The 11,734-nt window shown below is 61.8% G+C and carries 14 protein-coding genes; 9 read left to right on the forward strand and 5 right to left on the reverse strand.

The window, feature by feature from the left end; translation table 11 throughout:
* Nucleotides 1–10: 10 nt before the first annotated feature.
* Nucleotides 11–1,633 carry a malate synthase A gene (gene aceB / locus METUNV2_RS0112380; RefSeq protein ID WP_051081925.1) on the forward strand — a complete coding sequence of 541 codons (1,623 nt, stop codon included), beginning with the start codon at nucleotides 11–13 and terminating at the stop codon, nucleotides 1,631–1,633.
* Between the two features lie 205 nt (nucleotides 1,634–1,838).
* On the opposite strand, the gene METUNV2_RS0112385 is transcribed toward aceB, so the two are convergent.
* The 3 genes from METUNV2_RS0112385 to coaBC form a co-directional block, all read right to left on the reverse strand.
* Nucleotides 1,839–2,219: a c-type cytochrome gene (locus tag METUNV2_RS0112385; RefSeq protein ID WP_026188119.1), complete on the reverse strand. Its 381-nt coding sequence runs from the start codon at nucleotides 2,217–2,219 to the stop codon at nucleotides 1,839–1,841.
* Nucleotides 2,220–2,400: 181 nt separating this feature from the next.
* On the reverse strand, nucleotides 2,401–2,850 hold the full coding sequence (dut, locus tag METUNV2_RS0112390; RefSeq protein WP_018229797.1) for a dUTP diphosphatase: 450 nt from the start codon (nucleotides 2,848–2,850) through the stop codon (nucleotides 2,401–2,403).
* Entirely contained in the window at nucleotides 2,850–4,055 is a 1,206-nt protein-coding gene (coaBC, locus tag METUNV2_RS0112395; RefSeq protein WP_018229798.1) for a bifunctional phosphopantothenoylcysteine decarboxylase/phosphopantothenate--cysteine ligase CoaBC, read from the reverse strand. The genes dut and coaBC overlap by 1 nt, the downstream gene beginning before the upstream one ends.
* A gap of 45 nt (nucleotides 4,056–4,100) precedes the next feature.
* Here coaBC and radC point away from each other — a divergent pair, with 45 nt between their 5' ends.
* The 3 genes from radC to rpmG all read left to right on the forward strand — a co-directional run bounded on the left by radC (nucleotide 4,101) and on the right by rpmG (nucleotide 5,341).
* Nucleotides 4,101–4,778, forward strand: a complete 678-nt coding sequence (radC, locus tag METUNV2_RS0112400) for a RadC family protein (RefSeq protein WP_018229799.1) — start codon at nucleotides 4,101–4,103, stop codon at nucleotides 4,776–4,778.
* A gap of 66 nt (nucleotides 4,779–4,844) precedes the next feature.
* The gene (gene rpmB / locus METUNV2_RS0112405) at nucleotides 4,845–5,081 is read left to right on the forward strand and encodes a 50S ribosomal protein L28 (protein WP_026188120.1); all 237 of its coding nucleotides are present in this window, start codon (nucleotides 4,845–4,847) and stop codon (nucleotides 5,079–5,081) included.
* A 92-nt stretch (nucleotides 5,082–5,173) separates the two neighbouring features.
* Nucleotides 5,174–5,341, forward strand: coding sequence for a 50S ribosomal protein L33 (gene rpmG / locus METUNV2_RS0112410; protein WP_008061064.1), 168 nt, complete (start codon nucleotides 5,174–5,176; stop codon nucleotides 5,339–5,341).
* A gap of 165 nt (nucleotides 5,342–5,506) precedes the next feature.
* Here the strand turns inward: rpmG and purM are convergent, their stop codons facing one another.
* Nucleotides 5,507–6,562, reverse strand: a complete 1,056-nt coding sequence (gene purM, locus METUNV2_RS0112415; RefSeq protein ID WP_026188121.1) for a phosphoribosylformylglycinamidine cyclo-ligase — start codon at nucleotides 6,560–6,562, stop codon at nucleotides 5,507–5,509.
* Nucleotides 6,563–6,705: 143 nt separating this feature from the next.
* On the opposite strand from purM, the gene METUNV2_RS0112420 reads away from it, so the two are divergent.
* The 5 genes from METUNV2_RS0112420 (at nucleotide 6,706) to METUNV2_RS19660 (ending at nucleotide 10,421) form a co-directional block, all read left to right on the forward strand.
* On the forward strand, nucleotides 6,706–7,791 hold the full coding sequence (locus METUNV2_RS0112420; protein WP_018229801.1) for an AI-2E family transporter: 1,086 nt from the start codon (nucleotides 6,706–6,708) through the stop codon (nucleotides 7,789–7,791).
* Nucleotides 7,788–8,480 (forward strand): DnaA regulatory inactivator Hda, encoded by a 693-nt coding sequence (hda, locus tag METUNV2_RS0112425; RefSeq protein ID WP_036271202.1) that lies wholly within the window; start codon nucleotides 7,788–7,790, stop codon nucleotides 8,478–8,480. Before METUNV2_RS0112420 ends, hda begins: the two co-directional genes overlap by 4 nt.
* 14 nt (nucleotides 8,481–8,494) lie before the next feature.
* Nucleotides 8,495–9,184 (forward strand): HAD family hydrolase, encoded by a 690-nt coding sequence (locus METUNV2_RS0112430; RefSeq protein ID WP_018229803.1) that lies wholly within the window; start codon nucleotides 8,495–8,497, stop codon nucleotides 9,182–9,184.
* A gap of 5 nt (nucleotides 9,185–9,189) precedes the next feature.
* On the forward strand, nucleotides 9,190–9,606 hold the full coding sequence (locus METUNV2_RS0112435; protein WP_018229804.1) for a Fur family transcriptional regulator: 417 nt from the start codon (nucleotides 9,190–9,192) through the stop codon (nucleotides 9,604–9,606).
* 158 nt (nucleotides 9,607–9,764) lie between these two features.
* A complete protein-coding gene (locus METUNV2_RS19660) occupies nucleotides 9,765–10,421 on the forward strand; it encodes a DUF1826 domain-containing protein (protein ID WP_232415673.1) in 657 nt (218 codons plus the stop codon).
* A gap of 830 nt (nucleotides 10,422–11,251) precedes the next feature.
* On the opposite strand, the gene METUNV2_RS0112445 is transcribed toward METUNV2_RS19660, so the two are convergent.
* Nucleotides 11,252–11,485, reverse strand: a complete 234-nt coding sequence (locus METUNV2_RS0112445; protein ID WP_018229806.1) for a hypothetical protein — start codon at nucleotides 11,483–11,485, stop codon at nucleotides 11,252–11,254.
* Between the last annotated feature and the right edge of the window lie 249 nt (nucleotides 11,486–11,734).

Genomic DNA, 11,734 nt, shown 5'->3' on the forward strand with positions numbered 1-11,734 from the left:
GCGCACGCACATGACTATCGCTGAATCTGCAGACAAGCTGAACCGGGCAATGGAACTGCCTGAAGGTGTGAGCATCGCCGCTCCGGTCAGCGCCGAATACCAGTCCATCCTGACTTTCGAAGCGCTGTCGCAGCTGGCCCAGCTGCACCGCCAGTTCGAACCGCGCCGCCGCGAACTGCTGGCCGCCCGGGTCACCCGCGCCGCCGAACTCGACGCTGGCAAGCCGATGGACTTCCTCGCCGACACGCTGCATGTGCGCGAGGGCAACTGGAAGATCGCCCCGCTGCCGAAGGCGCTGGAGCGTCGCCGCATCGAAATCACTGGCCCGACCGAGCGCAAGATGATCATCAATGCGCTGAACGCCGGTGCCGACAGCTACATGAGCGATTTCGAGGACTCGAACTCGCCGTCCTGGGACAACCAGATCCAGGGCCAGATCAACCTGCGTGACGCCGTCCGCGGCACCATCAGCGTCGATTACAAGGGCAAGGAATACAAGCTCAACGAAAAGGTGGCCGTTCTGCAGGTGCGCCCGCGCGGCTGGCACCTCGACGAGAAGCACGTGACGGTGGACGGTCAGCGTGTGTCCGGCGGCCTGTTCGATTTCTGGCTGTACTTCCATCACAACGCGAAGGAACTGATCGCCCGCGGCGCCGGCCCCTTCTTCTACCTGCCCAAGCTGCAGAGCCATCGCGAAGCGCGTCTGTGGAATGACGTGTTCGTCGCTGCACAGAAGCTGGTGGGCATCCCCCAGGGCACGATCAAGGCCACTGTGCTGATCGAAACGCTGCACGCTGCGTTCGAGATGGATGAAATCCTGTACGAGCTGCGCGAGCACAGCGCCGGCCTGAACGCAGGCCGCTGGGATTACATCTTCAGCTGCATCAAGGTGTTCCGCAACAACCGCGACTTCTGCCTGGCCGACCGCAGCAAGATCACGATGACCGTGCCCTTCATGCGTGCCTACGCGCTGTCGCTGATCAAGACCTGCCACAAGCGCGGCGCACCGGCGATCGGCGGCATGAGCGCACTGATCCCGAACAAGAAGGATCCGGAAGCGAACGAAAAGGCGATGGCTGGCATCCGTTCAGACAAGCGTCGTGACGCGACCGACGGTTACGACGGCGGCTGGGTGGCTCACCCGGGCCTGGTCGAAGCCGCGATGGCCGAATTCGAAGCGGTGCTCGGCGACAAGCCGAACCAGATCGAAAAGCAGCTGGACGTGAACTACGGCGCCGCCGATCTGCAGGATTTCCGCCCGGAAGGCCCGATCAGCGAAACCGGCCTGCGTACCAACATCAATGTCGGCATCCAGTATCTGGGTGCCTGGATGGACGGCAACGGTTGCGTGCCGATCCACGGCCTGATGGAAGATGCGGCCACCGCCGAGATCAGCCGTGCTCAGGTGTGGTCCTGGATCCGCAGCCCGAAGGGCATTCTGGACGACGGCCGCAAGGTGACCGCCGACATGGTGCGCGGCCTGATTCCGCAGGAACTGGAGAAGATCCGTGCCCTGCTTGGCGATGCCTACACCGAAACCTACGCTCGCGCTGCCACGCTGTTCGGCGACATGTGCGTGGCCACCGAACTGGAAGACTTTCTGACGCTGCCGGCTTACGAACGCATGGAGTAAGCCTACCCCACGCAGCATCATGGACGGCGCCCCAAAAGGGCGCCGTTTTTCGTTCACCCCGGGGCTCGCACGTATCGTCTCGATCCGATACGCTCGTTGGTCGAGCGGAAGAACACCCGCAAAAGGGAAAACAAGGACGAAAAAAAGCCCGCTCTCCGGCGGGCTTGCGCGTCAGCAGGGGCGGCGGTAACCGCCCGGCCTTGCATCACTCCATCGGGTTGACCTTGCCCGGAGCGATCTTGCCGTCTGAACGACCTTTCAGATAGGAAAAGAGGCTATCGATCTTTTCGCCCTTGAGGAACGGGTGCGGAGGCATGCCGCGGTCAGCGTGCGAACCGTCGACGACGATGCCGACGAACTCTTCCTTCGTGTACTTCTTCAGGCCTTCGATCAGCGACGGGCCGACCATACCTTCCTGATTCGCGCCATGGCAACGCTCACAGGCAGCCTGACGCCACACCTTCCAGCCGTTCAGCGTCTTGGCATCGACCTTGTTGCCTTCGGCAACCTTGTACGGCGCTTCCTGCGCCATGGCGGTGGAAGCCAGCGCTGCCAGCACGACGGCGGCGAGTTGTTTACGAATCACAATCAGCTCTCCTCAATTGATTGGTGGGTGTTGCAGTGGGCAAAACGATCTGTCCGGCCAATAGGATTACATGACCTGCGATGGACCGGGAATAAGTGTCGGCTTATGGCTGGCGCTTTCCAGAACTCGCAAGCTTACCGTGCAGTCCTGATTAAAAAAAGAGTCTGAGGCCCCTAACCGATCAACGGCCACCGGTCGAGCCAAAACCGCCAGAACCACGCTGCGACGCAGCAAAATCGCTGACCTCGTTCAGTCGAACCTGTACCACCGGCACCACCACGAGTTGCGCGATACGCTCCAGCGGTTCAAGGACAAACTCCCCTTGCCCCCGGTTCCACATCGACACAAAAATTTGCCCCTGATAGTCGGAATCGATCAGCCCCACCAGATTGCCCAGCACGATGCCGTGCTTGTGCCCGAGGCCAGAACGGGGGAGCACCAGAGCGGCCAGACCAGGGTCTTCCAGATGGATGGCGATGCCGCTGGGCACCAGCAGGGTGTCACCCGGCCTGAGTACGACCGCGGAGTCGATGCAGGCGCGCAGGTCCAGTCCGGCAGCACCGGGCGTGGCATAGGCCGGCTGCAGCGTGCGCAGCCTTTCGTCGAGAATCTTGTAGTCGAGCACGGACATCAGGCGTCTTTCATCAGGCGTGAAACATGTTCGAGAATGGCTCGCGCCACTTCGGTCTTGGGCGCGCGCGGCAGAGGATGACGGCCATGGTCGTCATACAGCACCACCTGGTTGTCGTCGCCCCCCAGGGCATCGCTCACCAGATTGCCCACCACTAGCTGCAGTTTCTTGGCCGCGCGCTTGCCTTGGGCATAGGTGTCCAGATCGTGGCTTTCGGCGGCGAAACCAACGCAGAACGGCGCATCCGGACGGGATGCGACATCACTCAGGATGTCCGGATTACGCACCATGTCTAGCGACAGGGTGTCTGCGCTCTTCTTGATCTTCCGCGCACTGGGCGCTGCCGGGCGGTAGTCGGCCACCGCAGCGACCGCAATGAACAGATCGACCTCGGCACAGCGGGCAATCACCTGCGCATGCATGTCCGCTGCGCTGCGGACATCGACACGCTCAACCCCATGCGGGCAAGGCAGCGCCGTCGGCCCACTCACCAGCGTGACGCAGGCACCGGCTCTGGCCGCCTCCAGCGCCAGCGCGTAGCCCATGCGACCGGAACTGAGATTGGTCACCACTCGAACCGGATCGATGGCTTCGGAAGTCGGGCCCGCGGTGATCAGCACGCGCCGGCCCACCAGCCGCTTAGGGGTGAAATGGGCACGCACCGCCTCCAGCAGTACGTCAGGCTCGACCATGCGGCCGAGCCCCACCTCACCACACGCCTGTTCACCCGCAGCCGGGCCGACGACGAGCGCACCATCGCTGCGCAGCGTATCTATATTGCGGACGGTGGCCGGGTGCTCCCACATCTGACGGTTCATGGCCGGCGCCACCATCAGCGCACAACCGGTGTCGCGTGCCAGACACAGCGTAGTCAGCAGGTCATCGGCACGCCCCTGAACCAGACGGGCGATGCAGTCCGCGGTGGCCGGGGCTATCAGGATGAGCGAGGCATCGCGGCTCAGGTCGATGTGAGCCATGCCGTTGGGCATGCGCGCATCCCACAGGTCGGTCCATACCGGTTCGCCGGTAATGGCCTGAAACGTCGCGGCACCAACAAAATGACTGGCCGCATCGGTCATGACCACGCGCACGCGTGCGCCATCCTTGATCAGCAGTCGGGCCAGTTCGGCCGCCTTGTAGGCCGCGACACCGCCGGTGACGGCCAGCACGACGGAACGTCCCGCCAGCTCGGGCTGTGCATTCATGACAATGGTGTATCCTGAGCCAGTTCGACCACGGATTGTAACGCGATGGCGATCAAGGACTGGAGCGAGGACCGCAGACCACGTGAGCGCCTGCTGCTGCATGGCGCGGAAGCGCTGTCAGCGGCGGAACTGCTGGCCATCTTCCTGCGTGTCGGCGTGGCAGGGAAATCGGCGGTCGAACTGGCGCAGGACCTGCTCGGCCATTTCGATGGCAGCGTGGTCCGGCTGCACAACGCCAGCGTCGCCGAACTGTGCCGGATCAAAGGCATGGGCAGCGCCAAGGCGGCGCAGCTGAAAGCGACATTCGAACTGGCCCGTCGCGGCCTGCACGAACAGCTGGAGCAACGTGACGCCTTCACCTCACCGCAGACGGTCCGCGACTGGCTGATGCTGCGGCTGGGTGGTCTGAATCACGAAGTATTCATGGTGCTGCTGCTGGACGCACAGAACCGCCTACTGCGTGCGGTCGAGCTGTTCCGGGGCACGCTCACTCAAACAAGCGTCTATCCGCGCGAAGTGGTGAAACTGGCGCTGGCCCACAACGCCGCTGCGGTCATCCTGGCGCACAACCACCCGTCCGGGCTGGCCGAGCCTTCACGTGCCGACGAGTTTCTGACCCAGACGCTGAAGCAGGCCCTGGCCCTGGTGGATGTGCGGGTACTGGACCATGTCATCGTCGGCAGCGGTGCCAGCTGCTCGTTCGCAGAACGAGGAATGCTCTGAAGAACTTGAACAAAACGGAATCGATCCGCTATAATCACGAGCTTTTCCGATTCTGGAGCTCGAAACATGTCCCGCGTTTGCCAAGTTACCGGGAAGTCGCCGATGGTGGGCAACAACGTTTCCCACGCCAACAACAAGACCAAGCGCCGCTTCCTGCCCAATCTCCAGCAACGCCGTTTCTGGCTGGAGTCCGAAAACCGCTTCATCAGCCTGCGCGTCAGCACCAAGGGCCTGCGCACAATTGACAAGAAGGGCATCGAAACCGTGCTCGCGGAAATCCGCGCACGCGGCGAAAAGATCTGATCCGGAACCCAGCGTTCCGAACAGCTAGCAATTCCGGCCGCGCCGGATCAACCAATCCGGCTCTGCCGGCATAGACAGGAAGGAAAGACGTCATGGCCAAGGGCGGACGCGACAAGATCAAGCTGGAATCGACTGCCGGTACCGGTCACTTCTACACCACGGACAAGAACAAGCGCACCACGCCGGAAAAGATGGAGATCATGAAATTCGATCCCAAGGCGCGCAAGCACGTGATGTACAAGGAAACCAAGCTGAAGTGAGTTTCCCTGCCATCCTCAGGGATGGCAAAAGCGCAATAAAAAACCCGCCGCTGGCGGGTTTTTTATTGCCTGAAACAAAGACAAAGGACAACAGCCAGTACAGAGGGACGCCGCAAGCCACCACGGACCAAGGGGGCGCCTTGGTCCCTCTACTCCAGCCTGGGATCAGCGCACGACGGTCTGCGCTTCACCCTCGCTGCAGCGCTCGATGCAGCCGATGCGATACACGGTTTCCCCTGCAGCCGACAGGGACTGCACCGCGCGATCGGCATCGGCCGCCGATACGATCACCACCATGCCGATGCCGCAGTTGAACACGCGGTACATTTCCTGTTCGGCCACATTGCCCGCTTCGCGAAGCCAGGCGAACAGCGGCGGCAGCGTCCAGGACGATGCATCGATATGGGCCGACAGGCCAGCCGGCAGCACGCGCGGCACGTTGTCCAGCAGACCGCCGCCGGTGATGTGAGCCATGCCTTTTACCAGCCCCGGCGCTTCCTTCATCAGCGCAAGCAGCGACTTCACGTAGATGCGGGTCGGCTCGAGCACGGTTTCGCGCAGCGTGCGACCGTGGAAGTCAGCGTCGAGATCAGGCGCGTCACGCTCGAGTATCTTGCGCAGCAGCGAATAGCCGTTCGAGTGGGCGCCGCTGGACGCCAGGCCCAGCACCACATCGCCTTCGGCAATGGTTTCACCGCTGATGAGCTGGCTCTTTTCGGCGATGCCAACCGCGAAGCCGGCCAGATCGTATTCACCCGCCGGATACATACCGGGCATTTCGGCCGTCTCACCGCCGATCAGCGCGCAGCCCGCCAGCTCACAGCCGCGGGCGATGCCGCCGACCACGCGTGCGGCCGTGTCGACATCCAGCTTGCCGCAGGCAAAGTAATCAAGAAAGAACACCGGCTCGGCACCCTGTACCAGGATGTCGTTTACGCTCATCGCCACCAGATCCTGGCCCACCGTATCGTGGCCATCGAGCTGGAAAGCAAGCTTGAGCTTGGTGCCCACGCCGTCGGTACCCGACACCAGCACCGGCTCGCGGTAGTTCTTCGACACTTCGAACAGGGCACCGAAACCGCCAATGCCGCCGATCACCTCGGGACGCATGGTGCGCTTGGCCAGCGGCTTGATGCGCTCAACCAGCGCATCACCGGCGTCGATGTCCACACCGGCGGCGGCGTAACTAAGAGGGGCTCGGGAATCAGTGGATGAAGTCATGACATATGGGGCGCGAGGCGCCGCGAAAACAGGATGAATGAACGGGATTGCAGCGGAATCTTGTTAAACTGCGGGGCGTTTTTGCACCGCATTCGCGCATTCCACCCCAAGGGTGCGCATTCTACTCCTGCACGCATCCCGTCATGACCCCTCCCGGCATCAACCGCAAACAAACCTTGCTGTGGGCAGGCGTAGGTGCGGCCATCGTCGGCGTGCTGTGGCTGCTGGGTCCGACGCTGTCTCCCTTCATGCTTGGCCTGGTGCTCGCCTACATCTTCGAGCCGCTGGTCGACCGCATGCACCGGCGAGGGGCACCCCGGACGCTCTCGGTGGTGCTCACCATTCTGCTGGTGATCGGGCTTCTGGTCGGTCTGGTACTCATTCTGGTTCCAGTGATACAGCAGGAGGTCCGCACGCTGATAGAACGCCTGCCGGCCTATCTGACCGCGGCGCACGACCAGTTCATTCCATGGCTGCAGGCGCACTTCGGCATCAGCCTGAAGCTTGATGTCGATAGCCTGAAGAAATTCATCACGAAGAACTGGAGCAGCGCGCAGGATTACCTGATGCTTGCGCTGGAGTACGTGAGCAGCCAGAGCACGGTCATCCTTGGCGTGCTGGCCAATCTGCTGCTGACGCCGGTGGTCATGTTCTACCTGATGCGCGACTGGCGTGAGCTTCGGCAGCGGGTCGGCAAGCTGGTACCCCGCCCGTGGCTGGATCGCACGCTTTCGCTGGCGGACGAAGTCGATGCGGTGCTGGCGGAGTTCCTGCGCGGCCAGCTGTCGGTCATGGTTGCGCTCGCGCTGTTCTACAGCATCGGCCTGTGGATCGCCGGCGTCGATTACGCGCTGCCTCTTGGTCTGCTGTCCGGCCTGCTCGGCTTCATTCCGTATGTCGGTTTTTCCAGCGGCCTGCTGCTGTCGCTGCTGGTCGCCACCCTTCAGTTCCAGGGCTGGTCGCCGGTGATCGGCGTCGCGGTGGTGTATGGTCTGGGCCAGATGCTGGAAAGTTTTCTTCTGACGCCTTGGCTGGTCGGAGACCGTATCGGTCTGCACCCACTGGCTGTGATTTTCGCGCTGATGGCTTTCGGCCAGCTGTTCGGCTTCGTCGGCGTGCTGGTGGCACTGCCCGCCTCGGCCGCACTGCTGGTCGGGCTGCGCGAAGTGCGCCGGCACTATCTGGCCAGCGGCTTCTATCAGGGTGACACGCCCAAGATCATCGAATGATGCGTCAGCTGCTGCTCGACATCCGACCGATCGCCGCCCCCAGCCTGAACAATTTCGTTGCCGGCGGCAACCGCGACCTGTTGGCCCATCTGCGTACGATGACCGGCAGTGAGTCCGGCGCGTCGGTCTATCTGTGGGGCGACAGCGGCAGCGGCCGTACGCATCTGCTGCGCGCGCTGGCGGCGGAATCGAAGGCGCGTGGCCTTTACCTGGAAGTCGATCAGATCAATTTCACCGCGGCCGACACGCTGATCGGCGCACTCGAAGCAACACACGCGAAACTTTGGCTGTTCGACGACATCCATCTTCTTGAGCCGGATGCGCAGATCGCGCTGTTCCGCGCCGTCAATCTGGCGTACACCCGTGGCGTGACCGTAGTGGCGGCAGGCAACAGCGCACCACGAGACCTCCCGTTGCGCGAGGATCTGCGCACCCGCATCGGGCAGATGCTGCCCTTCTGCATACAGCCGCTGCACGACGAAGAGCGCATCGAACTGCTGCACGCACACGCCGCTGCCCGCGGCATGAAAGTCGAACAGGACGTGTTCGACTATCTGCTGCGGCATGGTCGGCGCGACATCCGCTCGCTGCTCGGCATCCTCGATCTGCTGGACGAACACTCCCTGACTCGCCAGCGGCCGGTAACCCTGCCGCTGCTGCGCGAAGTCATGCAGGCAAGACTGATCTGATACGGACCCGATTCATGGAACTGGTACTTTTTGACCTCGACAACACCCTGCTCGCCGGCGATTCGGATTTCGAGTGGGCGCAATTTCTGATTTCCAAAGGCGTGCTCGACCGAGAGGTCTATGAGGCACGCAACGCCACCTTCTACGACCAGTACAAGGCAGGGACGCTGGACATCCACGAATTCCTCGACTTCCAGCTGGCGCCGCTGTCCCGCCATCCGCGCGAACAGCTGGATGCCTGGCATGCCGAGTTCATGACCAGCCAGATCCGGCCGAGACTGACCGATGGGGCTCGCGGTCTGGTGAACGTCCATCTGGAGAGCGGTGCGCTGTGTGCCATCGTCACCGCCACCAACAGCTTCATCACCGGTCCGATCGCGCGCGAACTGGACATTCCTCACCTGGTTGCCACTATTCCGGCGCAGAACAACGGCCAGTTCACCGGCAAGCCGCGCGGTACGCCGGCCTTCCGCGAAGGCAAGATCGAACGAGTGGAGCGCTGGCTGGAAGAACTGGGGCTGTATTTCGGCAGCTTCCGTCGCACCACCTTCTACAGTGATTCTCTTAACGACCTTCCGCTGCTGAGTCGCGTCACCCACCCGATCGCGGTGGATCCTGACCCGACGCTGCGCACCCACGCGAAGGAATACGGATGGCAGATCATGCACCTGCACACCGGCGAAGCGGTGCCTGACGAGGCCTGATCCAGGTGGAGCGCAATACCCGACAGCGTGCGGCCATCCTCGGTGCGATCGAGTCCGCCGGCCGGCCGCTGTCGCCCACCGAACTGCACGGCATGGCACGCAACGAAGCACCTGCGCTCGGGCTGGCCACTGTCTACCGGACGATCAAGTCCCTGCTTCAGGAACACCGCATCCGCGAGGTAAGTCTGCCGGGCGAGCCCGCTCGCTATGAAGTGGCCCATCTCGGTCACCATCATCATTTCAAGTGCACACTGTGCGACCGGGTATTCGATATCGCCGAATGCACCACCGACTGGAGCGCACTCACGCCCCCGGGCTTCGCTGTTGACGCACACGATGTGACCTTGTTCGGGCGCTGCAGCGACTGTCTTCGCGGCACAGCCGCGCCTTTGCCCGTACAGCCTCATCTGCACGAGCACTGACAGACCTGGGCGGATTGGGGTCCGATTCGGATCCCATTTGCATCCAGACGCCAGACGGTCATCTGCCGGGCCTACACGCATCTGCTGCCGCAGAAGGCGATAGCGAGGCTCTTCACTGATGTGGACAGCCCGGGAATGGCTTGATCTATAATTTGATAATGACTTATCAACATCAAAAAATACTCAACCAGCCCGAGCTGCCTGCGAAACCGTTCATGCGCTGGGAAAATACGGACACACTGGAAGGTCTCGCCCACATCTTTGAACCATCCGTGCATCTGATACGCCTGCGCAGGGCTGTGCCGCAGGGCGTACACGACTATCTGAATGCGCTGGATCGAATCGGATTGAGGCTGGATCGCATCCGCTATGTGCTGTCACCCGGAGCAGCCCTGCCGAATGAAGCCCTGCCCGATCTGCCCGGACGGGACTCAATGCAACTTGAGATTCAAAGCTGGTCGGAACTGCTCGCGGATCTCACGGGATGTCCCAAGGTAGGCGTACGTATCGAAATGCCGGATCAGGCCATGTGTCCACGCATGCATGTGGATCACGTCACCTTACGTTTGATCACCACATGGCGAGGGCCAGGCACCGAGTGGCTGGACGAGGCAGGAGCCGATCGCAGCCGGCTTGGCAGCGAAGAAGTCATCCTGTCGCCGTCGGCAATCCACCGGGCAACAACAGGCGACGTACTGTTGCTCAAGGGAGAACGCTGGCCCGGGAATGACGGACGTGGCGTACTGCACCGCTCCCCGCAATCGGATGACAACAGGCAAACGCGAATTCTGTTTGCCTGCGACGCGGTCTGGTAGCGCGGGAGCGATCTGCTTCACTGGCGGCTCTACCGCCCCGGAGCGTCCTTCCCCTGTGACGCCTGGCAAAGAGCCAAGAGCCGGGCGTTTGGCATCCAATGCCCTAGTGGATTACGTGCCAATTGTCGAAATGATTCCAGAGAGGCAAGGCTTCGCGGCACTGATCCGAGGTGCCGATGCAGGCGTGTCCATAAGCCCATTTGCAAGGCGGACTGGATGAAACGCTCGGCTTTACCGTTAGTCTGTAATCCATAGGTGCGGATAAATTTCTGCGCGATATCCAGTTCAGTACAGATCTGAACAAAAAGAACGAATGGAAGACAGGGCGAATGCCGGCGAGCACACGTACGCTCAGAGTGCGTCTGCAGTGATCGCCTGTGGATCGATAGCCAGCATCAGTGAAGTATCCGAGCATCTCGATGCCGATGTGACGCTGTTCGCTCGGCCCTGACGCTCGTAACGCTGTATGGCCTCAGACAGAGCCAGATCGCGAACGCGAGGCAGCTCGGCAAGTCTGAAACCCTCTTGCGCAATACGCCGGTGCCGGCGACGATCCGTGACTGAAGAAAGCCTCGCGGCGCAGCTCGACGATGGAAGCACCAGCTGCTCAGCAATGCCATGGCCTGCGCAGCGTCAGTGGCCACAGACCACCACGCTCACGCATGTCCAGCATCAAGCTCTGGGCTACGAACGTCGGTCAATCGTCAACCGGGCATTGTTGCGCGTGTCCATCAGGTGCCTTGTTCTCTCATGATTGGAGATCTGGCGATTTCCAGCCTGTCAGAGCTTCTCCGCGGGAACACCTGAAACCTCCCAATGAAGCTTTACGCCTAGCCAGCCGGCACGCCCGTGCGATTGACCTGACTGTAGAAAATCTTCTGGTTGTGCAGGCTGCCAAGTAGCTCGTTCAACTCGTGTATCAGGGCGTCACTTTCCGCACTGGCCGAGGGCACCCCATCAGCAATCGCGGCATGAGCCAGGCGGCCGATCTGGTCGCGCAACGCATCTTCGATCAAATCAATGTGGCGGATGGTGAGCTGAAAGGTTTTCTGGTGCTTTGACATAATGGATCTCCCGTGAGCCGTTGCCTCGTGAGCGCCGGATGGTGTCGAGACACTACAGGGTAACGCTTTCATACATCGCGACAAGTCCCGCAGCCGAACTTTCCGACAGCAGGATGCTGGCGGGACCTCGCCGCTCAATCACTACAGGAGTGGAGAGTTGAAAGCCCCCGGCGCGATTACCCCACCAAAACGCACCGCCACTACCGCAAAAACGCAGCCCGATGCAGCATTGTGCTCTCTGGCGGGCCA

It is taken from the genome of Methyloversatilis universalis EHg5, assembly GCF_000378945.1.
GTDB lineage: Bacteria > Pseudomonadota > Gammaproteobacteria > Burkholderiales > Rhodocyclaceae > Methyloversatilis > Methyloversatilis universalis_A.